The sequence below is a fragment of the Alteromonas sp. V450 genome, assembly GCF_001885075.1.
Taxonomy (GTDB): domain Bacteria; phylum Pseudomonadota; class Gammaproteobacteria; order Enterobacterales; family Alteromonadaceae; genus Alteromonas.
The window spans coordinates 2,741,993-2,767,854 of the sequence record NZ_MODU01000004.1; the positions used below are offsets into that span (position 1 = coordinate 2,741,993).

Annotated in this window: 18 protein-coding genes and 2 rRNA genes; 11 read left to right on the forward strand and 9 right to left on the reverse strand. The window is 43.1% G+C overall.

What is annotated here, in order from left to right:
- Nucleotides 1–2: 2 nt before the first annotated feature.
- From gspG to BK026_RS11970, 7 genes are all read left to right on the forward strand, one after another.
- Entirely contained in the window at nt 3–419 is a 417-nt protein-coding gene (gspG, locus tag BK026_RS11940) for a type II secretion system major pseudopilin GspG (RefSeq protein WP_071816042.1), read from the forward strand.
- A complete protein-coding gene (locus tag BK026_RS11945; RefSeq protein ID WP_071816043.1) occupies nt 400–780 on the forward strand; it encodes a prepilin-type N-terminal cleavage/methylation domain-containing protein in 381 nt (126 codons plus the stop codon). The genes gspG and BK026_RS11945 overlap by 20 nt, the downstream gene beginning before the upstream one ends.
- On the forward strand, nt 777–1,187 hold the full coding sequence (locus BK026_RS11950; RefSeq protein ID WP_071816044.1) for a type II secretion system protein: 411 nt from the start codon (nt 777–779) through the stop codon (nt 1,185–1,187). The genes BK026_RS11945 and BK026_RS11950 overlap by 4 nt, the downstream gene beginning before the upstream one ends.
- Nucleotides 1,159–1,764 carry a type II secretion system protein gene (locus BK026_RS11955; RefSeq protein WP_177247909.1) on the forward strand — a complete coding sequence of 202 codons (606 nt, stop codon included), beginning with the start codon at nt 1,159–1,161 and terminating at the stop codon, nt 1,762–1,764. The genes BK026_RS11950 and BK026_RS11955 overlap by 29 nt, the downstream gene beginning before the upstream one ends.
- Nucleotides 1,754–2,755: a type II secretion system protein GspK gene (locus BK026_RS11960; RefSeq protein WP_071816046.1), complete on the forward strand. Its 1,002-nt coding sequence runs from the start codon at nt 1,754–1,756 to the stop codon at nt 2,753–2,755. The genes BK026_RS11955 and BK026_RS11960 overlap by 11 nt, the downstream gene beginning before the upstream one ends.
- Nucleotides 2,756–3,058: 303 nt before the next feature.
- Nucleotides 3,059–4,828: a hypothetical protein gene (locus tag BK026_RS11965; protein WP_071816047.1), complete on the forward strand. Its 1,770-nt coding sequence runs from the start codon at nt 3,059–3,061 to the stop codon at nt 4,826–4,828.
- Nucleotides 4,829–4,894: 66 nt separating this feature from the next.
- Nucleotides 4,895–5,722, forward strand: a complete 828-nt coding sequence (locus BK026_RS11970) for a sulfotransferase (RefSeq protein WP_071816048.1) — start codon at nt 4,895–4,897, stop codon at nt 5,720–5,722.
- 63 nt (nt 5,723–5,785) lie between these two features.
- On the opposite strand, the gene BK026_RS11975 is transcribed toward BK026_RS11970, so the two are convergent.
- Nucleotides 5,786–6,667, reverse strand: coding sequence for a hypothetical protein (locus tag BK026_RS11975; protein WP_071816049.1), 882 nt, complete (start codon nt 6,665–6,667; stop codon nt 5,786–5,788).
- A 251-nt stretch (nt 6,668–6,918) separates the two neighbouring features.
- Here BK026_RS11975 and BK026_RS11980 point away from each other — a divergent pair, with 251 nt between their 5' ends.
- A complete protein-coding gene (locus tag BK026_RS11980) occupies nt 6,919–11,130 on the forward strand; it encodes a glycosyltransferase (protein ID WP_071816050.1) in 4,212 nt (1,403 codons plus the stop codon).
- A gap of 154 nt (nt 11,131–11,284) precedes the next feature.
- Here BK026_RS11980 and BK026_RS11985 read toward each other — a convergent pair whose 3' ends face one another.
- From BK026_RS11985 to BK026_RS11995, 3 genes are all read right to left on the reverse strand, one after another.
- Nucleotides 11,285–11,656 carry a hypothetical protein gene (locus tag BK026_RS11985; RefSeq protein WP_071816051.1) on the reverse strand — a complete coding sequence of 124 codons (372 nt, stop codon included), beginning with the start codon at nt 11,654–11,656 and terminating at the stop codon, nt 11,285–11,287.
- A gap of 206 nt (nt 11,657–11,862) precedes the next feature.
- Entirely contained in the window at nt 11,863–12,585 is a 723-nt protein-coding gene (locus BK026_RS11990) for a PEP-CTERM sorting domain-containing protein (protein ID WP_071816052.1), read from the reverse strand.
- A gap of 343 nt (nt 12,586–12,928) precedes the next feature.
- Nucleotides 12,929–13,696: a sulfotransferase gene (locus BK026_RS11995; protein ID WP_071816053.1), complete on the reverse strand. Its 768-nt coding sequence runs from the start codon at nt 13,694–13,696 to the stop codon at nt 12,929–12,931.
- A 52-nt stretch (nt 13,697–13,748) separates the two neighbouring features.
- On the opposite strand from BK026_RS11995, the gene BK026_RS12000 reads away from it, so the two are divergent.
- Entirely contained in the window at nt 13,749–14,678 is a 930-nt protein-coding gene (locus tag BK026_RS12000; RefSeq protein ID WP_071816054.1) for a glycosyltransferase, read from the forward strand.
- A gap of 43 nt (nt 14,679–14,721) precedes the next feature.
- Nucleotides 14,722–15,708 (forward strand): sulfotransferase family 2 domain-containing protein, encoded by a 987-nt coding sequence (locus BK026_RS12005; protein ID WP_071816055.1) that lies wholly within the window; start codon nt 14,722–14,724, stop codon nt 15,706–15,708.
- Nucleotides 15,709–16,714: 1,006 nt separating this feature from the next.
- Here the strand turns inward: BK026_RS12005 and rrf are convergent.
- Together rrf and BK026_RS12020 are read right to left on the reverse strand one after the other, a co-directional pair.
- Nucleotides 16,715–16,830: ribosomal RNA gene (gene rrf, locus BK026_RS12015) — 5S ribosomal RNA — on the reverse strand.
- A 134-nt stretch (nt 16,831–16,964) separates the two neighbouring features.
- Nucleotides 16,965–19,840: ribosomal RNA gene (locus tag BK026_RS12020) — 23S ribosomal RNA — on the reverse strand.
- 807 nt (nt 19,841–20,647) lie between these two features.
- Between BK026_RS12020 and BK026_RS12025 the strand changes: the two genes are divergently transcribed.
- Nucleotides 20,648–21,457: a hypothetical protein gene (locus BK026_RS12025; RefSeq protein ID WP_071816057.1), complete on the forward strand. Its 810-nt coding sequence runs from the start codon at nt 20,648–20,650 to the stop codon at nt 21,455–21,457.
- Nucleotides 21,458–21,568: 111 nt separating this feature from the next.
- Here the strand turns inward: BK026_RS12025 and BK026_RS12030 are convergent, their stop codons facing one another.
- The 3 genes from BK026_RS12030 to BK026_RS12040 are packed head-to-tail and all read right to left on the reverse strand — an operon-like array spanning nt 21,569 to nt 25,761.
- Nucleotides 21,569–23,005: a TolC family protein gene (locus tag BK026_RS12030; RefSeq protein WP_071816058.1), complete on the reverse strand. Its 1,437-nt coding sequence runs from the start codon at nt 23,003–23,005 to the stop codon at nt 21,569–21,571.
- Complete coding sequence (locus BK026_RS12035) at nt 23,005–24,054, reverse strand: HlyD family secretion protein (protein ID WP_071816059.1); 1,050 nt, start codon at nt 24,052–24,054, stop codon at nt 23,005–23,007. Before BK026_RS12035 ends, BK026_RS12030 begins: the two co-directional genes overlap by 1 nt.
- The gene (locus BK026_RS12040; RefSeq protein WP_071816060.1) at nt 24,055–25,761 is read right to left on the reverse strand and encodes an ABC transporter ATP-binding protein; all 1,707 of its coding nucleotides are present in this window, start codon (nt 25,759–25,761) and stop codon (nt 24,055–24,057) included.
- Between the last annotated feature and the right edge of the window lie 101 nt (nt 25,762–25,862).

The window sequence follows — 25,862 nt, forward strand, 5'->3', positions numbered from 1 at the left end:
TAATGATAAGAAGTCGCGGTTTCACAATGATTGAACTGCTTGTTGTTCTGGTTATTCTTGGTTTATTAGCAGGGATAGTTGGGCCTCAATTTTTTGGTAAAGTAGATAGTTCAAAAGTAAAAACAGCTGATACACAAATCAAAATGCTAAAAATGGCGTTACAAACCTATCGCCTTGACGTGGGCCAGTATCCCCCTACATTAGAAGGGCTCAGAACGGCACCAGAAAACGTAAAACAATATTGGGACGGCCCGTATTTAGAAGAAAAGGTTCCGCTTGACCCATGGAACAACAGCTATGTTTATGAAATTAACGCAGCAACTGACCATGGCTTTTTACTCTATAGCTACGGTGCGGACGGCCAACAAGGTGGTGAAGACATAAACGCAGATGTAGGTTATGTACCAAACCAAGGCTAGCCAAGGCTTTACACTGATCGAGCTATTAATTGCCCTAGTGCTACTAGGGCTTATTTCGTCAGTGGTTTCGCCTGCGGTGTTCAAATGGATGGAAGCAAGAGAAGCCGCTGCAAAACGTGCAGAACTTGAGAATATCATTTCAGCGCTTCCCTTAAAGTCGCTGCTAACCAACAAAAAACAGGTTATTACGAGTTCATCTCAGTTAACTGCTTTGTCCAACATGCCATTTGTCATTGAACGCCCGATAGTAGTGAGCAATACCGGCTTTTGTGTAGAGGGAACGTTAATTGCCGATATTGGCGACAAGCAAGTTAGGTACGACGTTGAAGCGCCATTTTGCAAAATAACCAGAATTCAATGAATCAGAGAGGATTTACCCTTTTAGAGTCGCTCGTTGCTTTAGTGATATTAGCAACGTCTTTTGCATTTGTATGGGAGTGGTTCGGCACTGCCGTTATTACAAGCAAAAAAATTGAAACGGCAGTAGAGCTACCGCTCATTTACGACCAGGCACATGCGCATCTTATGTCTATCAACTTTAATAAAGAAGACGAGGGTACGATTGACATTAATACGTATACGATTGGCTGGAAAGCTACACAGACGCGTTCGAGTATTAATGAACCCTACAGGAAAAACCCTGCTTGGGTGGTAGCCCTGTATGATGTTGAGCTTACATTCAAAAAGAACGAAACCTTGCTTGCACGCACTAGTACACAAATGGTTAAGCAATGGAGGGATGACACATATGTACCCTTATCGCTCTAATTCAAAGCGCAGCCAAGGCGGATTCACACTAATTGAAATGCTAGTGGTGCTGGTCATTATGTCAATCACCACTACACTGCTGGTAGAGGGGTTAGGCACAACATGGCGGAATTTCGAAAAGCTTAATAACCAGCAGCTTGTGGTAAATAAAGGGCTACTGCCTAAGAAATGGTTTATCGACAGCTTTCAAGGGGCTCAGCTATATCATCCCTTTCACTGGGGTTTTACAGGGTTTGAAGAAAGCGTCAACTTCATAACAATAACACCTCCTGGCATAATTAAAGCAAAGCCAACAAACATATCGTGGTTTCTCGTCTCGGAAGGCAACGGACAAACGCTATTTTTAAGAACCGATGAAGGCGAAAATACAAGGGTTGCGAGTTTAAATGGACAGTATCATTTTGAGTACCTTGTAGAAGATTCATGGGTGAAAGAATATGTACCAGATTCGTCGCGCTTACCTGCAGCGATTAAAATAACGAACAACGAAAACGATTGGGTATATACCGTAGCAGGTACCGCATTAGCTCCCCCAATTCCCCCCAGCTTAGGACTCTATGGCGACCATGGCATCTAACCCTCTTCGCCAATCTGGCGCTGTATTGCTTACCGTGCTCATTGTATTGACGATGCTAGTACTGTTAATTGCATCTGCTCACAGTATTTTGTCCTCTCGCTTAGACTTGGCTCAAAGCGCGAAAGCATTGGTAGATAATAAGGCCCTAGTACAGGGGAAAATACATGAGTTAACGTACTTAGCCGCTACACAGCGTTTTACTGTAGCCGGTTTAAGCACCGGTAAAAATAAAGAAGGCTTGATACGGTTAGACGGCAACTGGACACAAACTCTCACCTTCGATGAATACAGGCTAGATAGCTTTCCCTACACCGAGCAAGTTGGTAACAAAATGTTACACTTTCGCATGCAAGCTGAGAATGGTCTTATACCCATCAATACACAAAGCAGTTTTTGGCTTGAAAAGTGGCTTGAAGGGTATGGCGAGAACGTTTCTACAAACCAGAAATACAAAGACACACTACTTGATTACATTGACGCTGATGAAGATGTGCGAGCAGCGGGCGCTGAACGGTTATCTTACCCCAAACAATTTCCTATGCCATTGCCTACAAACTATTTTGTGCAAGATTGCAGCGAACTCAGCCTAATCCCTCACTGGACGGATTTAATAGAACGCTTCCCAAGTATCGCGAACGAATGCTCCACCGAATACAGTTCTTCGTTAAATATCAATGCGATTCCACCGTCGCTGCTAGGCAGGTTGTGGCCAGAGCAAAAAGAACAATTTTTAAGCAAACGAGCTGCAAATCAGTGGTTCACCAGTGTAGATAGTTTAACTTTAGTCGTAAATAATCTTGATCTTAACCAAGAATTACTCTATCGTTTTTCAACCAATGATGCACTAATACTTGAGGCGCGCGCAAAAGGTTATTCAGAGACACGGAAGGTCGAATTAGGCACTGGTTTACTCCCTCCTTTCACTTTCTCCGTCACTTCGATAACTCTTGATGACACTTGGTCATCAACGCAGTCTTCAAATGAATTATAAGTGTTTAGAAATTTTGACACTGAAATAAATCTATAACATTCACAGTATAGTGTTTGGGTGAATTTTATGTGTTAAAACAGTTTACAGCAGGGTAATTGACTTACTATCAATTACTTGTAAACTGAATTCGCTTCCTAATTGAAGCAGTTAAAGGAAGACAAATAGGATTTAATACACCGTATCGAAAACACTCATTTATCGATACGTTGTACTAAAGGAGAAGCTTTGTTTACTTGCCCGAAGGACAAGGGCAAATGTTCAAGGCACAACAAAAAACTATAGTTACTCTTGCAGGAGTTATACATGTTAAATAAAAAACTATTAGCGGTAGCAGTTACAGCCGCAATGACTGCGGGCTTTGCCAATGCAAACCCTACTCAAGCAGCTGTAGACCTTGACGGTGCTAACGGCGACCTACAAACAGGCGTTGTAAGCTACGTTAAAGAACTTACTTGGGGTTCTGACGAAGCTGTTGTTCAAAATAACGACGGCACGTCATCATACATGACTGCAAACGTTGGCTTCACTATCGCTGAAGGTACTAACAAATACATCCGTATCGACCTTTCTGAAGGTGCAACCTTCGAAAGCGCGCCTGTATTAACTTGGGACGACATCCCTACTGAGCAAGCTAAGCCGGTAAATGCGACCAACAACGCTGTTCAAAACTACCCAGCAACATCTACACCTAACCCTCAGTCTTCAATCGCTGAAGGTGGTCAAGGTGAAAGCTACGTAGTATTCGAAGTTAACGCTTTTGAATCAGACTCAACAGTGAATGAAGATATTCCTTCATTCCTATCTTTCTACGTTGAAGTTGACGACTACAAACTTCCTACAGACTCTGTGACTACTGCTCGCTACCGTCTATATGAAGATGCGGTAGACGCTCAGCGCGCTAACGACGAAACGCTTAAAGATACAATGGCTATCGACCTAGCTCAGTTCGTTGACGGTGTTCAAGAAGAGTTCACTATTCCTAACACTGTATACGCGTCTGTTGACTCAGAGTACACTGTGTTCCTAAACTCTGATTCAGAGTTTGCTGACCACGACGAAACTAACTTCTACGACTTCCAGCAAAGTGCTAACGACAGCGACAACGACGGTGGCTTCGACGGTACTGGTAACTGGGGTGGTGCAGCGGTTTCTGCTACTACTGCTAGCCTAGGTGAAGTTGACACTGACCTACTAGTTGCTACTGGTAACCTACTAACTGACCTTGACGGCGGCGACTTCGATAACGATGACGTTGTTGGTGAAGACCCAGTAATCACTTTCACTGGTGATTTCTCTTACGGTAACTGGGCGCTAGCGCTAGTTACAACTACACCAGCTGGTGATTCATGTGACGGCGGTACATTGTTCCAGCCAGACGCACTACTTTCAACTAGCAGCTCACTTGTTTTCGATAACTTCACTCAAGCTGAGATTCAAGACAACGACTACGTTCTTTGTGTAGACATCGAAGGTATGACGTCTGACGTTGAAGACAACCTACTAGTTGGCATGGAAAACCCATGGGAAAATGGTAACCGTATCCAAGAATCTGATTACTCAGCAATTCTTTCTTGGGACACAGTTCTTCCTTCAGTTATCGCTGACGTAACTTCTGGCGGCTGGAACGAGCTTCTAGGTGCTGACGCAACACCAGTTACTGACGAAATGGGTTCTGTAATCTATGACTCAATCACTGTTGACGTACCATTCATGTCTACGTTCACTGATTACAAGCAACGTTTCCACCTAACTAACAACGGTCCAACTGCTGCAACTTACATGTTCGAATTCACTCCTGAAGTGGGTACAACTGTAAACGCAGGTGCTGCGGCTTCTGGTGTTATCCCAGCGGGTGCATCAATCGTTGTTCAAACTGCTGACATCATCGCAAGCTTCGACGGCAGAAGCCGTACTGCTGCTCTTCTTCACATCGGTGGCGAAGATGAAGATGTAGGCGTATCTGCGGTTATCACTAACCCAGAAAAAGGTACAATTGACATTCAAGACCTAAATGCAAACAGCATCAAGGCTCGTAAGTCAAACAAACTTCCTGAAGCAAACGGCGTAAACTAATCGCTCTTCGCTTTTTGAATTAAAAAAACCTCGCTTCGGCGAGGTTTTTTATTTTACAGTTACATTATGCAAACATATTTACTAACAGGCATTCCGCGCTCCGGTACCACACTGGCGTGTAAAATATTAAATGACGTTGCAAATACTATTGCTCTTCACGAACCACTTAATCCTGGTGGTTTCAAAAGTAATTCGCGTTTCGACGCAGCGCTTGAAGCGTACAAGAGCATTAAAGATATAGAACAAAGATTAATTAACGGCGAGGCTTTTGAGCACGGCAATAAAGATGCATTACTGCTAGACAACCCAATATCAGTAGCACAAACCGATGACTTAAGAAAAGCGGTAGCAAAACGAGGCCTGCTTTCTTTACCCCCGCAAAGTAAAGACAGCGCTCTGGTTATTAAACAGAATGCATTTTTTGCCTCGATTATTGAACCTCTCAAGCAGCGCTTCCCAATAGTTGCAATTGTCAGAAACCCCGTTGATGTAATGCTATCGTGGCGCTCTGTCGATTTACCAGTAAATCGAGGGCACGTTCCGGCCGGGGAGAAGTATGATGCTCAGCTAAGGAGCTTTTTGGCGACCGAACCCGTTGTAGCAAAACGTCAGGCCTACATTTATAACTGGTTTATACGGCAATATACGAACGCAAACGTACCTATTGTTAGGTACGAGGATATAATTACAACGAATGGAAAGGCACTTACCGACGCCTTCGGCTTTACACATTGTGAATCGTTAAAGCTTGAGAACGTTAAAAGAGAATACGCTGAAGCAGAGCTAATCGCATTACAAAAAGTCGTTAGCGAAAACAAGCTCATGCTGTCTTCGCCATTTTATTCTTTAACCGATATGCAAAGAAGGCTGGACACATTATTTGCACAGCAATAAAACCAAAGTTACTCACCTAAACTTGGCAATACCATCGTTGTCTTGCTTGTACTAGTTTACTTTCTACCAACTCTCATGGATATGCTGGGGAAAATCATCTAACGATATGCGCCCTGTATCCATAGAAAAGTTCTCGCAAAGCTGATTATAGCGCTCAACGGCTTGCTCAAACGATATAATGGGCGTCTCTTGATATCTTTCTAACTGATGACAAGGATGAACTAACCGCGACTTCACGTGCGCCCATGCATCAAATATTGAGCCGATGTCTAAGGCAAAGCCACCTTTTTCTTTGATCCATTGGCAATATATTTTCCCAAGTCCCCCTGCCCCCACTAAAAATAATGCGCCTTTGTACGGCACATTAAGGGTTTCTTTTATTTTATTAAAGCCGTCTGGATAATGGGGCAAAGTCTCTTCGCCAGCAAATTTGCTTTCACCCATTATGCGATAATGGTCAATGTGGCGGATATTGAATGCTTGCTTCAGTTTCTCGGTGACATCTCTACTTGAGATCACCCCTACAAAATCTTTATTGCTCAGCAGCTTTCTGTAGAACAACGCAAACTGCAGCTGTCGGTGTAACGCTGCATCTGCAAGGTAAGCATTTTCACCGAGTAACGAGTATTTAGATAGCGCACGTGGCACTGCCTCGTACAATGGATGCTTCTGGATCTGCTTTTCTCTTGGAACGCCCACTATATCAGCAACTTTTATTGCGTTGCGAATTTGTTCGCCCATCCACATTTTAGTTTCGTCAGCGATATCTTTACGACCAAACCATATTTTCATGAAGTTATCGCAATGAGAAGAAGTAGTAATATCTGGAAACCCAATTAAGGCACCTTCGCCATCACCAAGTCTGATAACAGCGCCAGGCTGGCCACTTTTCAAAAGGCGCTCTATTTCAAAATACACTTCAAATCCATTCAGTTTTTTATTCATCGAGTAAACCTTTACCACTTTTCAAATAACGACACATTCTTACTTATTTTTTATTTATTTCTTAACACCATATTATGCTTGATGCTATCACGCATAAGTTTCATCAACGAGCATATTGCGATATTATTTCGCTTTATAAAATTGAGTTCAAAGCATCTTCGTACCTATTTGCGCTAACCCTGCACGAACATTAAAAATAAAGCGTTAGACAACATTTGTAGAGTATGAACACCTATAATCAGGATTTTTAAATGGATATTGCATACTTTGTCTTAGGAATGCATCGTTCAGGCACGTCAGCCTTAGCGTCAACACTGCAAAGTCTAGGGATAGAATTTGGCACGTCGTTACTTGACCCTTCTGAAGATAACCCTAAAGGATATTTTGAGAATAAAGCCGTGCAAGCATTTAATGAAACACTGCTTACGCACCGCGGATACAGCTGGAATGACGTCTTTTTTGACGTTCATAGTCTCGACGAAGAAACATTTGCTGACTTAGTTGCGCGTGCGCAAAAGGTGTTAGTCAACGAATACAGTAGTTTCTCTGAGTTCGGGGTGAAAGACCCTCGTCTGTGTATACTTTTTCCCATTTGGTATCAAGCGTGTAAAAACTTAGGGATAAAAGTTAAAGTGGTGCTCGCCTATCGAGAGCCGGATGAAATCGCCCAGTCGCTATTGAAACGCAATGGTATAAAGCGCGCTAAATCTTATACCTTGTGGGCTGACCATATGTTGAAAGCCGAGCAGTACACCCGCAATTTTGAGCGCGTTCTAATAGACTTCGACGAACTTGTACATAACTTCGAGCCTATCGCAACTGCGCTGAGTACTTTTATAGGGAAAGCGGAAAAAGAGTTACCTCGCTCTGATAACCACCCTATCGATAAAACACTAAAACACCACACGAGTAGAGGTGAACGCAATGTTTCTCTGCCGGGTTGCATCACTGACATTGTAAACGAATACAAGAATGCAACCTTGAATAAAAACGTACTTGATAAAGCCTCATCGGAATTTGAGCAGTTAAAAAGTATGTTCGACATTGCAGATAAAGCCGACCTTCTCGCTCAAGTATTTAATGAGCGAAAAAAATATAAGGCTTTAAAAGATGATTACGAAGGCAAATTAAAAAAGCAAACACTTGAAATAGCTCGCCTAACGGAGTTACTCAACGACGCCGAAAAAACGAAAGACAGCCAGTACTCTCTTCAAGAAAAAATACGAGAGTTTCAGGTAGAAAAAATAAAAGCAGAGACTGCTTTGCTTGAGATGACCTCGCAACGCAATGAGCTGAAACAAGAGCTACAAATAAAAGAGTTAGAATGGCTAACTAGAACGAATAGCACTGTAGAGGCGCTCACAAAAGAAAACGCAGCGTTAGAGCACGCAAATAAACTTGCACAAATAGAAATAAAAACTTTAGAACAAACAGTTAGCACAACTAAACTAGACAAAAAAGCAGCGCAACGCGCCTACGATCGCTCAAAAGAAAAATTCGCCGAACTTGAGAGCGCTTACAAAAAGGTGAAAGCTACGCTTGCCGATATCAACAAGTCAAAACTACCAGAAAAAAACAAACTGAAGTTAGAATCACAATTTGATGCGCATGCACGTTTGTCTGAAAGTAATGCTGCGATATGGTTTAAAACAGCGTTTGCTCCTATTGAGAAAGTTTTGAACTCAGCGGCATTCAAAAACACAAAATCGACATCATTAAATGTGCTTTCAACGCTTAAGCTAAATAATAGAATGCGTGAAGCGATAACCTTGACCGCACAAACGGTGAAGACCTCTCAACTGACTCCTCTTTCATTTATGCTCCATTTTGATGAAGCTGGATACCTTGCTGCGAATGAGGACATAGAAGCCGCCATTGGCTTGGGAGAATTTTCAAACGGCTTGGAGCATTTCTTAATCCACGGATTCGATGAAGTATTTGAAGGCAAAAGAAAAATTCATTTAAAACGTCGTTACTACAAAAAAACGTCGGAAGATGAAAAGACATCGCTGAATGACTTTATACATTTCTTACGGCACTTTTACGAAGGCGAAGCCTTCAAGAAAAGCAAGCCAAATACTGATAATCAAAAAGCGCCAAACCGCTTATCGGCTTCGCAAAACAGTGTAAGAGCGGTGACCACTACCAGCAACGCTGAGCAGAGCGTGGTTAATAGTAATAATATTGCTGCCGATAAAATGACGTTGTCAAAACGCCCGATGGCTAACTATCTTAGTTCACTGACAGCCAAGCCAACGGTTGATATTATTCTGCCTGTCTATAATGCGCTAGAGGATGTAAAAGCGTGTATTAACTCGCTGTACTTCCATAGTACCTACCCCTTTAATTTAATTGTAATAGACGATTGCAGTGAACCTGAAACAGAAAATTGGTTAAAAGAAGCACAAAAAGATAACGGGTTTACCTTGCTGCGTAATAAAGAAAACCTGCGCTTTACAAAAACCGTTAACAAAGGGTTTAGCGAGAGCACCAGCGATTATGTTGTGCTGCTAAATAGCGACACAATAGTAACAGCATATTGGCTAGAGAAAATTTTGTTCTGTTTCGACTCAGACAAATCAACCGGCATTGTCGGTCCTTTGTCTAATGCAGCAAGTTGGCAAACCGTGCCTATTAGAGAAGACAAAGAGCACGGTGGATGGTTGGTTAACGACATTCCAGAGGGTTACACCGTCGAGCATATGGGGCACTTAGTGGAAGCTGTGTCCTCTCGCATCTACCCAGAAGTGCCTTCTGTCAATGGCTTTTGCTACACCATAAAGCGAGACGTTATTAATAAAATAGGCACGTTAGACGAAGAATACTTCCCTACCGGCTATGGTGAAGAAGACGACTTCTCTATAAGAGCGCGTAAGGCAGGTTTTACTATTCGCGTTGCTGATGATACCTACGTGTTCCACGCTAAATCGAAAAGCTATACAAAGGAAGTGCGAAAAGTACTGACTGTGGGTGGTAGAAAGTCGTTAGATAAAAAACACGGAAAAGACGAGATAGAGCGCCTTATCGCTAATTGGAAAAAAGAGCCTTATCTCCCCGCCATCGGTGATGTTATTGCTAGTTTCATGCATGAGTCGAAGGGGAATAAACGCGTTGTATATACGGCCATTTTTGGCGGCTACGACGACTTGAAAGAGCCGGAATATATTAATGAGCACTGGGACTACGTTTGCTTTACCGATAACCCCAACTTAAAAAGCAGCACTTTTACGATAAAGTTAGTCAAACCATTGTTTGAAAACAGTACCAAGAACGCGCGTATGGCTAAATTGCTGAGCCATTTGTTTCTGATTGGGTACGACTACTCTTTATGGATAGATGGGAGCGTAAAACTGCGTGGAAAGAACATTGATGAGCACATCGATACGCGCTTAACATCTAATTATATCGCGCTTCATAACCACGTAATTCGCAACTGTCTTTACGAAGAGGAAGATGCATGCTCTCAGGCACAAAAAGACACCTCAGACATTCTTGGTGAACAAGTAGCGTACTACAAAAAGGATGGCATGCCTGAAGAGTTTGGGCTGTTTGAAACCGCCGAAATTGCAAGGGCTCAGCACAACGCAACCGTACACGCGTTAAACGCAAATTGGTGGCAACAGCTAGACAGGTTTAGTATTCGCGACCAAATATCATTACCTTACGTGTTCTGGAAGCATGGCTATGATTATGCCCAAATGCCAGGAACACAGTGGATAGATGCTTATTTTCATATGTACAAGCATCGCCAAATGCTTGAGCACAATAAAGAATATATAGATGTGCTTATCCCTGTCTCAGAGACAACCAGTGATGTTGGCAAACTACTGTCTCAAATTGCGTCTAAAACCAAATACTCCAACTTTGGCATTACCGTTTGCGCAGCACCTAACGTCGCGAAGACAATGTCATTGCCCTCAAAGGTATTAGATACAGACGTGCAGTTAAAGGTACTTGACGGCAGCCTCACGCCAAGTGCCATCAATAACGTTGTGAAAGAACTTAAAGGAGAATATGCCTGTATTTTGCAGCCGAGCGTAACCCTTATTAACAGCGATTGGTTATCCATGCTACGTTGGGGCTTCGACCGTGACAATAATGTCTTTATCACTGGCCCTACTGTGCTCGACCAAGCCTATAATTTTGTCGCTTCGGGTTTAAGGCTAAAGCGCAAGAATGGCAAGATTACCGAAGTACTTAACTCGGCAAAACTGGGGGCTACCGGCTCTGTTGGTGCGCTTCATGAAGATTGCGTACTGCTAAATAGAAAACGCTTTTTACAGCAAGGTGGTTTTGATAAGGATCTTCTTGAGTTTCGCTCTGCCATCGTTGACTTTTGCAATCGCGTTACCAAAGTAAAAGGACACAACTATTTAGTGCTACACGCAGAAATTATCACAGATAAAAAAAGCAGGCCCTTGGCTGACAATACTTTATTATTGGAAAAACTAGGTAATGCATAATGCAATCAATCCAGTGTGATAACAGCACTGGGTTGTGTTTACTTGCTATATGAACTTGGTATGCAGAGGTGAAGCCTTGCAAGGAAGTTGCGGCAGTAGTATGCCTAAGTAGCTATACCTTAGTGGCTTTACCTCAGTCGTTTTACCTTAGTAGCTATGCAGTAAAAGTTCGGTAATGTGGGTCTCTGTGCCACGCACAGTTTTTTTCTTGCAAATTAAAAGCACAGTACACCAGTTGGTGGTGATTATTGTTCATCACAATTGCTCTGTCGGCATAAATATGAAAAATTGCTTTTTTAGCTGAGTAAATAACTCTGCCTCTATTAATCTCCTGATAATCGGTGTGAAATAGCTCAGGAAAACGAGGAAGGTAAACATTATTTTTTTCCCATTCCACCGCGTGCTCAAAGTCAGTGTCATACAACATCAGGCTATCCGACACTACGTTATCTAATACCTCATTTCGAGCAATAACAGTATTGTTATAAATCCAAAAAATACCAATTTTGGGCGCAACTTTGTTCACCTATCTACCTCAAATATTTTGGTAATAGCGAACTAGCTTTCACAAGGTATACAACCCTTTTTAGAGTTTATAAATACATGTGGCATCAAAGAAAACGCCATCTATAACCCGCTAGAAAGTTTTATCATGACAGTGGCAGAGCCCCTCAAATATGTAACGAAAAAAAAGGCACTATAAATAGTGCCTTTAGATTTATTTTAAAAGACTTAACTTTTGAGCGCTTTTCGTCGACGTAGTAAAAGCCCTGACAAACCGAACAATAACATAGCCAATGCTGTCGGTTCTGAAACATCAGACGCGTTATCAGCATCATCCTGTGTTTTAAATCCGTTTGTTCTAATATTGTCGATAGAGAAAAACTCTGTAACACCGCCTGTTGCCGTTTGACTAAATGTGATCGTATTGAAAGCGGTATCACTTATAAAACCAAAAAAACTAGTAAAAATAGTCTGGTTGCTAGGTACGTCTAATGCAAATGGCGTTTCCGAATCAAACTGAACGCTGTAACTATCTGTGGAGTCTGAGTCGGAAAAATCAAAAGCAAAAGCTGTAATGGGAGCAAAAAACCTAAACGTGACTATCGGGCCATCACCGCCAGGTTGGTAATTACCGTTATTAAATTCGCCCCAACCTACACTGTTAGATGCGTTAATAGCTGTCCCTCTGTTTGCATTTATTTCAGCTGCACTGTAGATCCCCGCTTGCTGATTACCCCCTAGCGAGTTTAAATACGAAAAAGCAAACCCCTCAAACTCACGCTCTACGCCTAAAACTAAATCACCTGTGGTTTCGGTATCAAAAGTTTCTAAGGTTAACGTTTCGCCACTTAGTGCAGAATTGAAGTCAGTTATATCGTTATATTCGATTATTGCTGAGCTTGCACTATAACTCGCTAGCAACAATAAAGAGCTGGCAAACACTTTTGTCATTATATTTATTCCCTTGTTGATAAGCCTTTTACGTAACTTCCACAGAAGTCATCCTTAACCCGCTATAAGCATAAAACAAGCCAAATACCTAACAACATGATTTAAAAAGACTTTTTAAAATAATAGTGCGTATACCTTTGCGGTATGTAAAGAAAACGAACACCTAGCCATTTGTTTTAATTGATATTTCCCCAAGTTGAATGTTTTGACGACGAGATATGTAAGCCAGTTGTTTAAATGTTAGTATGAACCGAGTAGCTTAGCGTTGAAATATTCTTGCGAAAAGTAAGAGTGCCTGGTGTGAACGGCTGTTAAAGCACGGCGAGTGCTTAGCAAGCCTAATCTACTTAAAAAAAGTTCTTAGTTTATGATATGCAAAGAACGCCCTTGCGTAACATTTTGCAAAATAATTCACAAGAGAAAACGGTTCAGGATCACTTTCGAAGACCTGTTCTGGTGTTACTCGTATTTCAGGGAGCCCTATAAAGTCAAATACACGTGCAAGGGTTACTTCGTGGTGCTCAAGCAAGTCTTCTTGTTTTAGCACAAGGACCTGTTCAGGCCTGACAAGAGAGTACAGCATATCAAGTTGTTGTTTATAAAGGCCTCTATGAAGATAAGACCAATGGCGCCATGGCGATGTTCTAGACCAGTGAAAATTCCCATGGTCACTCAAACGACTCGATTCAGATATAAATGCCGACAGCATATTTTTATCTTCTCGACCAAGCTTGCGCATCATTTTGTAATGTGACTGTGCACGCTCAACCGGATCTCGTAACAAAACGATAAATAACGCCTCTGGATTGTATTCAACGCAAGCTTGCATATAAACCGGGTTGAATAATGTTATGGGCGTAGCGTCACAAATAATTGATTCAAAATCATAATGTGGCAGCTTCTTAGCATAGCGCTTATCTGCAAATGCTTTTTTGTCTTCTGTCTCATAGAAGTCAGGCTGATCAAATACATGCGCTTCTTTTCCGTCTACTAAGCAAATATCTGGATGTTGTGATAAAAAATGCGCAAGAGCTGAAGTACCTGCTTTTTGAACACCTACTATATGTACATTTACTTTAAATTTTTGTTTTGCGGCTTGCTTAATATACATGAAAAGCGAATTTTGGTAGGTTACGACGGACTTAACGCATAGTAACGTAGCGATGACAGAATTAACATTTTCATTTTTTCGAAATTACGAAAAATATACCGGTGGTCACCAGAAGTTTTTCGATTACATTGAACATACTAAGGCGCTTCCCAGTGCACAATGTGAGCTTTTTGTGCAAAACGATTGCAGTGTAATGCCAGGTTTTTTTAATAATATTACAGGCGTGAAATATCAAGCTAGCTACAACCCTAATGCCTGTAATATTGTGTTTTTAGCCGGTATGGATTGGCAGTATTACTTACCACACGCACATCGCGATGACGTTATTGTAAATCTTGTTCAGCATGTACGGCATGGTGACAACACGCACCCACTTTTTAACTTTCTGCCGCATAAAGCATTTCGAATTTGTGTGTCTGACGCCGTTAGAGATGCAGTTACGCCTTATGCGAACGGTATATGCAGAACCATTCCAATCGGGCACACCATTCCTCATTTGACCCATGAAAAAGAGTACGATCTATACATCCTTGCTAAAAAGAACGTCAAGTTTGGAAGAACAATCGCCAAATGGGCTGAACGCGTTGGAATAAAATACCTCCTGCACGATTATTTGGTAAACAAGGATGAAGTATTATCATCTATGGCAAAAGCTAAGGTTTCGCTAGTGCTACCCAATCCCACTGAAGGCTTCTTTTTACCGGGTATAGAAGCAATGGCCCTCTCTGAAAGGGCGGTTGTTCCTGACGCAATTGCGAACCGTGAATACTGCAAACAAGGGACAAATGCTTTACTATGCGAGTACAATGTTGAAGCAGTAACACTTGCTGTCAAAACCTCTTTAGATAGGTTAAAAACGACCTATCATCAGTATGAAAAATTAGCGGGAGAAAAGCTTGCACGTTCTTATTCCCTCACGCAAGAGAGAGAAATTTATCATCAGTTAATAACAGAACATGTGATACCCTTAGCCACGCAATAATTTTCAATACAACTTTAAATACAATGACATTTTTAACTGCCCGATGAACGTATTTAGCTCTATACTCCGCAGTGTGCGTATCCTCCCTCAAAAAAAACAACTTAACTTTTTTGTTCATGTTCCTAAAACTGCTGGAACAAGTTTTCGCGACTCTCTGGAAAGCAATACATGCGTAATATCTGATTACGGCGACAGTCGACCGCAAACATCGGATATTGTTCAAAAGTGGGCTTACGTTAAGAACGACATCTACTCACTTCAACAACATATAGAAACAAAAACGTCATGGCTTTGTGGTCATGTGTGGCTAACAAAATATAGTGGGTTAGTACCTGCAGAAAACATCGCGACAATAGTGAGAGAGCCGATCGAGCGCGTAATATCTCACTATAGCCATGAAATGCGTTGGGGTATGAGTGACAACATGGATCTAGAGACCTTTCTTCGATCATCTCAGGCTAAGAATACCCAGTCGCGTTATCTTGCTGGGGTGCCCATTTCACTTATTGGTGCTGTGGGAATAACAGAAGATTATGAAAACAGTCTCAAACTGATTAATCATCAGTTTAATACAACGTTGTCGAATACTTTGAAAAACGTTAACGAAGACAAAGCACGGCTGAGAGATGCATTACCACAAAGCGCGATACAGCGAATAATAGAGCAAAACCAAAAGGATATTGCGTTATATGACCAGGCAAAAGCGTTGCAATCCCAACGGTTAAATTTTTTAGAAAAAGGACTCCCGTGGACTTACATGTATGCACATGTAAATGAACGCAACGAAGTCTCTGGTATAGTCTTTCGCAGTAATAACACCTCTCCAATATCTGTACGCCTTTATAGAGAGAATACAATACTGTTTGATGGAGAAGCCGCGCAATATACGTCAGAATTCCCAGACATGAATTTTTCAAGAGGACGTTATGTTGGCTTTACGGTTAAGTTAACGCCATCACAACTAAAGACATCAGAACCATTTAAATTGCAGTGTAAAGACACACTCCAAACATTCTACTTTAACAAATAAGGCCTATCCACTATACCTGCGATAACACGCCGTGAATACTAACATCTTTACTCTCGCTGAGTGGGTAGTGACCTATGCGAAGTGGTATAAATGTCACATCACCCTTTAGTCATGTAGCAGTCACAAATAGAACGAAAAGCTGCTTTTTTGACTGAATCATATGTCTGCACAAAAACGTTTTTTTGTTCTGACGCCAACTCGGCGACCCATTTTGCATAACTATCTAATGCAGTTGTATCAGATAAGTTGGTTACCCTAAAAGCTATTAGCCAAACATGCTGTGCCCATAAACAAGTCATCTTAGTTCCTTCTATAATCGTGCTGACTATTACTTAAAATCTTAGTTAAAGCGATGACACTGAAATATTTTTGTCATTTTTCTGAAATATTAGTGTAACAATCGAACAATGGGGAGCCATTTATTTGTATAAAGACTTATAAGTTCTATTTATGATCCTGAATTAATTTTCTCTAAAACAAGCTAGGTTGTTTAAATAAGCTAACGAATGTAGCGTTTTATAAAGCGCAGAAAGCAAAAAACCCGCCGTTAGGCGGGTTTTTCTTAATAGGACCTGGCAGTCTGGAGGGCCAGCCCGTCCTACTCTCACATGGGCTGAGCCGGTCACCGGAAGCCCCCCACTATCCCTGCGCCGGTCACCGGTCGGCGCTAATACGTTTCACTTCTGAGTTCGAAGTGTATTTAGGTGGTACCGTATCGCTGTGACAGCCAATAAACTTACAGAGCAGAAAGCAAAAAACCCGCCGTTAGGCGGGTTCTTCTTAATGGGACCTGGCAGTCTGGAGGGCCAGCCCGTCCTACTCTCACATGGGCTGAGCCGGTCACCGGAAGCCCCCCACTATCCCTGCGCCGGTCACCGGTCGGCGCTAATACGTTTCACTTCTGAGTTCGAAGTGTATTTAGGTGGTACCGTATCGCTGTGACAGCCAATAAACTTACAGAGCAGAAAGCAAAAAACCCGCCGTTAGGCGGGTTCTTCTTAATAGGACCTGGCAGTGTCCTACTCTCACATGGGGAAGCCCCACACTATCATCGGCGCTAATACGTTTCACTTCTGAGTTCGGAATGGAGTCAGGTGGTACCGTATCGCTATGGCTGCCAGGAAAAACTGGTAACAATCTAGAAAACTGGATATCAATTCAATCGTGAGTAACTGCTTTTCACTCTACTTACTGCTCATTTTTCAGAGCTTAGCTTGTCTACAACACTCAAAAGCCTAAAGCTTCTTGGGCGTTGTATGGTTAAGCCTCTCGGGCAATTAGTACAGGTTAGCTTAACGCCTTACAACGCTTCCACACCCTGCCTATCAACGTCATCGTCTATAACAACCCTTCCAGAACTTAAAGTTCAGGGATGACTCATCTTTGGGCCGGCTTCCCGCTTAGATGCTTTCAGCGGTTATCCGTTCCGAACATAGCTACCGGGCAATGCCATTGGCATGACAACCCGAACACCAGCGGTTCGTCCACTCCGGTCCTCTCGTACTAGGAGCAGCTCCCATCAATCATCCAACGCCCACACCAGATAGGGACCGAACTGTCTCACGACGTTCTAAACCCAGCTCGCGTACCACTTTAAATGGCGAACAGCCATACCCTTGGGACCGACTTCAGCCCCAGGATGTGATGAGCCGACATCGAGGTGCCAAACACCGCCGTCGATATGAACTCTTGGGCGGTATCAGCCTGTTATCCCCGGAGTACCTTTTATCCGTTGAGCGATGGCCCTTCCATACAGAACCACCGGATCACTATGACCTACTTTCGTACCTGCTCGACGTGTCTGTCTCGCAGTTAAGCTAGCTTATGCCATTGCACTAACCTCACGATGTCCGACCGTGATTAGCTAACCTTCGTGCTCCTCCGTTACTATTTGGGAGGAGACCGCCCCAGTCAAACTACCCACCAGACACTGTCCACAATCCCGATTAGGGACCAATGTTAGAACATCAAACATACAAGGGTGGTATTTCAAGGACGGCTCCACACAATCTAGCGACTGTGCTTCAAAGCCTCCCACCTATCCTACACATGTAGGTTCAATGTTCAGTGCCAAGCTGTAGTAAAGGTTCACGGGGTCTTTCCGTCTAGGTGCGGGTACACAGCATCTTCACTGCGATTTCAATTTCACTGAGTCTCGGGTGGAGACAGCGTGGCCATGGTTACACCATTCGTGCAGGTCGGAACTTACCCGACAAGGAATTTCGCTACCTTAGGACCGTTATAGTTACGGCCGCCGTTTACCGGGGCTTCGATCAAGAGCTTCGTCCGAAAACTAACCCCATCAATTAACCTTCCGGCACCGGGCAGGTGTCACACCCTATACGTCCTCTTACGAGTTTGCAGAGTGCTGTGTTTTTAATAAACAGTCCCAGCCACCTGGTCACTGCGGCCTCCACTTGCTTACCACGCGAGGTGTTCACAAACAGAGGCGTACCTTCTCCCGAAGTTACGGTACAATTTTGCCGAGTTCCTTCACCCGAGTTCTCTCAAGCGCCTTAGTATTCTCTACCTGACCACCTGTGTCGGTTTGGGGTACGGTTCATATAATCATAAGTTTAGAAGCTTTTCCTGGAAGCAGGGCATCAACAACTTCACTCCCTTGGGAGCTCGTCTCGTGTCTCGGCCTTGAAAACCCGGATTTACCTAAGTTCTCAGCCTACGCACTTTCACTTGGACAACCAACGCCAAGCTTGCCTAGCCTTCTCCGTCCCTCCATCACTGATTATATAAGTACGGGAATATTAACCCGTTTCCCATCGACTACGCATTTCTGCCTCGCCTTAGGGGCCGACTTACCCTGCCCTGATTAGCATGGGACAGGAAACCTTGGTCTTCCGGCGTGGGAGTTTTTCACTCCCATTATCGTTACTCATGTCAGCATTCGCACTTGTGATATGTCCAGCAAGCTTTACAACTCACCTTCATCCACTTACACAACGCTCCCCTACCCAGCATGTAAACATGCTGCCGCAGCTTCGGTATATTGCTTAGCCCCGTTACATCTTCCGCGCAGGCCGACTCGACTAGTGAGCTATTACGCTTTCTTTAAAGGGTGGCTGCTTCTAAGCCAACCTCCTAGCTGTCTATGCCTTCCCACATCGTTTCCCACTTAGCAATATTTTGGGACCTTAGCTGGCGGTCTGGGTTGTTTCCCTCTCCACGACGGACGTTAGCACCCGCCGTGTGTCTCCCGGATAGTTCTCATTGGTATTCGGAGTTTGCAAAGGGTTGGTAAGTCGGGATGACCCCCTAGCCTTAACAGTGCTCTACCCCCAATGGAATTCGTCCGAGGCTCTACCTAAATAGATTTCGGGGAGAACCAGCTATCTCCCGGTTTGATTGGCCTTTCACCCCCAGCCACAGGTCATCCCCTAACTTTTCAACGTTAGTGGGTTCGGTCCTCCAGTTGATGTTACTCAACCTTCAACCTGCCCATGGCTAGATCACCGGGTTTCGGGTCTATACCTAGCAACTAAACGCGCAGTTAACACTCGCTTTCGCTACGGCTCCGTTATTCACTTAACCTTGCTACTAAATATAAGTCGCTGACCCATTATACAAAAGGTACGCAGTCACCCCGAAGGGCTCCCACTGCTTGTACGTATACGGTTTCAGGTTCTATTTCACTCCCCTCACAGGGGTTCTTTTCGCCTTTCCCTCACGGTACTGGTTCACTATCGGTCAGTTAGGAGTATTTAGCCTTGGAGGATGGTCCCCCCATATTCAGTCAAGATAACACGTGTCCCGACCTACTCGATTTCACTGTAAAGAATCCGTCGTGTACAGGGCTATCACCTTGTATCGCTCCTCTTCCCAAAGGATTCCACTAAATTCTAAACAGCTTAAGGGCTGCTCCCCGTTCGCTCGCCGCTACTAGGGGAATCTCGGTTGATTTCTTTTCCTAAGGGTACTTAGATGTTTCAGTTCCCCTCGTTTGCCTCGTTACACTATGTATTCATGCAACGATACCTATAAATAGGTGGGTTTCCCCATTCGGACATCTGTGGCTCAAATGCATTTTGTCGGCTCACCACAGCTTTTCGCAGACTTACACGTCCTTCATCGCCTCTAACTGCCAAGGCATCCACCGTATACGCTTCGTCACTTAACCATACAACCCCAAACAGCCTTTTGACTTCTGCCTGAGTTATGTCGCATGAATGACAAGCTAATCGGAAGAATTGCCTTGCTATCAAATCATCGATTGATAACAAGCAATTCAGTCAAGTAGAGTAAAAAGTCATCTTTCGATTTCTCAGTTACTCAATTTTGATTGATTACTATTAATATCAGCTTTCCAAATTGTTAAAGAACATTAGTGTTTTTAAAAAACACTAATCAATGATGCGATCATTAATTAGCACTCTTATTCAAAACAACTACCACTTTAGCGAGCCAGTAAATTGTCAGGCGGGTTTCCCGCCGGTAAAGCAATTTACCGCGACACTCGCGAAGCGAGTCTATAAATAAACAAAACAATCTGTGTAGGCACTGCATCAAGGCGTCTATCGACGTAATATTTATTTTCTGAAGCGTTTCTTCTAAACTCCCGTCTTTACTGGCCTATGTAGGTAGTAGAGACTTACTTCAGGAGGCTTGCTGTTTTGCTTTCCCCCCGAAGCGGATGCGCATTTTAGGGAAATGAGCGCTCACGTCAACACTTATTTTAAAAAAGATGAAAAAACTGAACTGATCGACTAAATTTCAATCAAATGTGATAATTAGTAGACAATATGGACTATTTGCTAATAGGATGGAGAACTAGATCCTATAAAGTAGTAGTACCTAAAGTAGTATCTGACCATACAAAAAAAGTGAAAAGAAGAATTAATCGAGGCTTGCTCTTGGTGAACACTGTCTTCTAATACCGCTGTGTAAGATTAGATTGAGGCTACGCAATAATTATAAAGGTAGGTTTATGTTAAGAACGCTTTCACTGGCTACAGCAACTTTATTAGCAGCTCAGCTTTGTAATAGTGCCATGGCACAAGACGTCATTAATAATGATACAAGTGCAATATCTACCCCTCGCCAGCAAGATGCGGAACATGAAGGAAACCAGTTTCAAACTGCTTTCCTTAAAAGACAGGTAGACCAAAATATGTCTGTCGGCCGAGCTATAAGTTCGATTGCCGGTCACTATCCTCAAGAGATTGTTTCGATTGTTGATATCGCTTTAGATACATATCCAGAAAAATATCGCGAGATCATTTTTGCGGCTATTTCAGCTCATCCCGCTTCAACCGAGGAAATTGTGCAGTTAGCCATCGAGAAAGAGGTAAGCAGCTGTCCGAACATTGTCCAGCTAGCCATCAAAGCGGAGCCAACCTACGTCGATTTTGTTGTACACGCTGCAGCTGTAGCGACACCTGACGAGTTAGACGAAATTGTACGTGTAGCAGTGCTTACACAGCCTGATGCTGCTGATAGTATTGTGCAGACCCTATCAAAAGAGCACCCTAATAAAATAGTAGAGATAATGACAAGTGCCTTGAATGCGGTACCATTCGTTGGTGAATATGTTGTTGATGCACTTCTAGCCGTATTTCCAAACGAAGCAGATACAGTCGTTGAGACCGCCGTTCGTGAGTCGTCTCAGCAGCGTGAACAAGTCATGCGTATATTAAGCACCGCACAGCACGCAGGCGTTACAACTGAAAAACTAAAAGCTTACGCAACCTCAGCAGGTTTGTCAGAAGATGAAATCACTGCCGCGTTAGACCGATAAGAGGTATTCCAAAGCTTTTCCACTATCTAGAAGTTCAAGCCCTTCACACCAAATGCAAAACAATGGGTTTAGGGCTTTGTTAATTGAACCTTTGAACGTAAAGTGCTTTTATTATTTGTTAGGATTTAGCAGGGCCGCCTCTTTATAAAGTACAAGCTCCGCCTTAAAAAGGTCAACTTCAGCTTTTATCTCTTTAATACGTGCCTTGATTTCATTTTGCGCTCTCGCATTTAATACAAACATATCGCTATCACCTGCATCAAACCTAGTTCTCTCAACCTTCGAGAGTGTATTGGCTAACGCCGCGTTTTCGCGCTGTAGTGAAACGATGTCTTTTGCTTGCGCCCAATAAACATAAGCTTGTTCAAACCGCTGTATTATCGCTTCTTTAGCAGATACAAATTTGTGTTGCAGTTCTCGTTGCTTAGACAGCAGCTGAGTACGTTCTGCTTTAGCTTTTCTATTACCTAGAGGGTAGCTAAACGACAAGCCCACTTTCGTTTCTGTGCCCTCAAGCGTTTCACTACCTGCACCAATGTCACGAGCAATAGAAGCGGTAAGATCGAGTTTTGGTAAAAGCGCATTTTCAGACAATGCAACTTTATTTTTCAACACCTGCTGCTCTAACTTCATAACATCTAGGTCGGGATGATTACGTAGCGCTTTGCGCAATGTAATGAGTTGACTATGCCCTATGCCGAATGGCCACTCTAAATTTTTGGGGGGACTTGCTTCATCAAGTGCTATCATCTCACCACTGCTGGAGCGCCAATAAAACGAAAGCATTTGTGCATGCGCATCGCGCTTTTGTTTTAGCTCGGCCAACGTGAGCCGTTGCTGCAATAAATTTGATTTAAATTCAGTGAGCACAATATTAGCTAAGTCTCCCTTCTCCACCCGCATCACTAATGCTTTTTCTCTTTCGCTAGCGGTTTGTATTAACTTAGTAATCGCTTGTACTTGAAGAGCACTTTCATACCAGGCGATGTATTCACTTACCCCTTTATATATAAAGTCATTAATAAGACTCGATGCTAAGGCTTGCCACTGGGAAGTAGCTAAACCCGCATTCAATAGTTCGGTTCTGCGTTTATCAATCTCTCTATTTTGCAATAGTGACATTGCCACGCCTACACTGGCCTCACCGCCGGATAGTGTATCGTAATTCCCCTCATAACTTGGAAAATCACCTCCCGCAACACGATACTCTCCAAATACCTGCGCATTGAAATTTTCAATTGGATTGGTAAAGCGTTGCGTTAAATTGGTGCCATCGTAATAGCCCGACACCCTACTCTTAGTTTTTTGTTCAATGAATGGGTCAAAGCTACTTCTGGCTATTTCAAGTTCGGCAGCAGCTTGATAATTCCCTTCGTTTATTGCCAACACATAAGGGTGATACATTATCATGCTATTAACCAACTGTTCGATAGTAGGCGTAGTGTGATGAGCATACGTTTGCGCATTGCTATAATTTACAATGAAAAAACTACCGAAAGCGCATATCAGGCTCATCAATTGAGCAACATTTTTTACGGCCTTGTGCATCACCACGCAGCGCCCCCCTTGCCACTTTTGTCTGTTGATGGCTGCTGAGTAGGTAGCGGTGGAAAGTTGTTAAGCTGACGCCACATTTCGTATCCAAGTCGTACTTCTTCTAACAACACCCACGCCTTTACCCGGCTTCCCAAGCGAGCCGAGCTCTCAGCAGGCCATGGTATGTCGTTGTCATCAGGACGGATCCACACATTGAAGTCACCCGTAGCATTTGCTACGGGCTCTACGTAAACCACTTCCCCTCCGAACGTTCCTATTGCACTGCCCGGCCAGCCACTAAATTGAAAAACAGGCCAACCTTCAAACTGCAACCGCGCCTTGGCGCCAGGTTTTACCAAAGGTGCGTCTAACCCACGAACGGTAACGCGAACGCTTCGCTTGGCATCAGCGGGTATAAATTGCCCTAAAATATCGCCAGATTTAACAAACGTGGAAACACCACCTGACAATAACCGAACCACCGTTCCATCTACCGGCGCAAACTTGGTTTGCGTAGACTGTCGAGACAACGTCATACTCACTTCGTTGATTTCTGATACCGAAGCCGCAGCCTTAGCACGCAATTCTTGCACTTTAATTTCAGCTTTTTCTACTTCCTTACGCGACACTAACCCTTGTTCTTCAAGGCTAATTTGTCTTGCCAGATTATTCTCTGCGTTTTTCACCGCAGTTTCGTTTGCTTGTTTTTTCAAGTTCGCCGCGGAAAGCTGAGACTGCAGTTTCTCAAGGCGCTGAGCGTCAATATCAATAAGCGTTACGATCGGGTCGCCCGCTTTTATCTGCTGACCTTCCCTCACGTGCCACTGTTTGACTTGCCCATCTACTAAGGCGTTAATGGGTTGCGTTCTGTCTTTGGGATCGAGTGAATCGACCATGCCCGTTCCATATGCAGTCTGGATCCATGGAGTAAAGTACAATACTAAACACGCAGCAATGACTAAAAATAAAATGATACCCGTTACAATTCGATGCAGTTTAGGCACTTTTAGCGCGGGCAAAGAGGTAACATTGTCTAAAAAACGGCGCTCTGCATTGTTCATTTATTTGTCCCTCATTTTATTATTTTCGTTTTCATCTTCATTCAACAGCGTATTGTCAGAAAATTCGTTGAGGGTAGCATTAGCATTATCGTGAAGATGCAATACGCCATCAAAACAATCAGGCAATGGCATGTTGGTAAAATACAGAACGGTAACGTCGTATTTTCCCAGGCGTTTTAACAGTCTAATGCGCAAATCTATAGGTATGGCGTCGAAATGCTGATTGATTATAAGCAACTTGGGCTTCGCAATAATTGCCGCAGCCAGTTTAAGAAGTAAAAACTCAAGAGGCTGAAGTGGCGCCCCCAATACCGACACCTTGGTTTGCAAACCCTCTGGAAGATTGTCGACCACCTTTGTCATTTCAACTTCTTCCAGTGCTGCTCGAATGTCTGCAATAGAAGCGTTGGGATTAGCCAGTTTTAGGTACCGTTCAAGCGACACCTCGATAATAAGAGATCGGTCTAAAATAGTTACCGCTTGGCGCAACTCATGTGTGTCGTAGTCGTTTAAACTAAACTCTCCAAGCAGTATGTCACCAGATTTAACACGTTCATATTGTTTAAGCAGACCTACTAACTGTTTCTGTACCCAACTTTTATCACTAGTGACAAAATACTTTGCAGATGGCTCAAATGTAACATCAATATGGCAATTGTCGTTGCCGTGATTAAGTCTAACGTCGTTAAAAACAAGCTTTGAGGACGTTGGAATATGTTCAGACGTATTTAACTCTTCTTGCGGCATGGCGAGCGCACCGCCGAGCTTTTCTGCCGCACCGTATAACTCATAGTACAGCTTGAGATATTGGGTAAAACGGGACAGCCCAAAAAAAACCGCAGACATAACAAGTTCAGCAGCCACTAATTGACCAATAGATAATTCTCCCTGCACCACCAGCGCGCCACCTATACCCAGTAGCGATGCGCTAGCTACTGCGTAGAGCAATAGGAACATTACAACTTGCGAAAAGGTATAATGGAAATGACTTACGTGTTTTTTAACGTAATTACTAATGTACCCTTCTGTGCTTCGACCTGCATACTCTACGTGATCTGCAGACTTAAAAAATTCATGAGCAATTGCAATATCATGAAGCCATTTCGCAGAATCATACTTAGCATGAGATAGCTCTATTGCGGTTCGCTTTGCACCGCGTCCCCAAATTTTCCATACGGCGTACATTGTTAACAGCAGTACTACGTTAAAAGCAAAAAGGGCTGGGTGATAAAACGACACCAACGTAAAACCCACTAACATTTGAAGCACAAGCGCAAAGCCATCTATCATTAAAGACGGCATATTTTTTTGGAAGGTCATTATGTCGAAATAGCGCTGCGTTATGCTTACATTCTGCCGTCCCTCAAAAAAACTGTGGGGCGCCATAATAGTTTTTAAGCCTAGATCCGCCGTTAATCTTGCGTACACTTTACGCTCGTAAAACTCCATTACGCGCATTCTAAGTGCGCTAAAAACCCCTGATATAAACAACGTAAGGAATAAGACAACGGCCAGAATAATAACAGCGCGTGTTGAGCCAATATTAGCAATACTGTTTATCAGCGTTTGAACTGCAATAGGCACTGCCAGTGTCATCAAGCTGATTGCTACTCCGTAGGCTATAGCAACAGAAAAGAAACTAGCCTCTGGTTTTAAAAGCGAAAACAGTGTTTTGCGCGTTGCTCGTAAGTTAATTGGTTTTCCCATATTTATATCTTCAATAATACCACTGGCTATAATGTGAAAGTGTAATTAAAACACCTATAAGATTAAATCTGTTATATTCTTAATAGTTCATCGAAAATAAT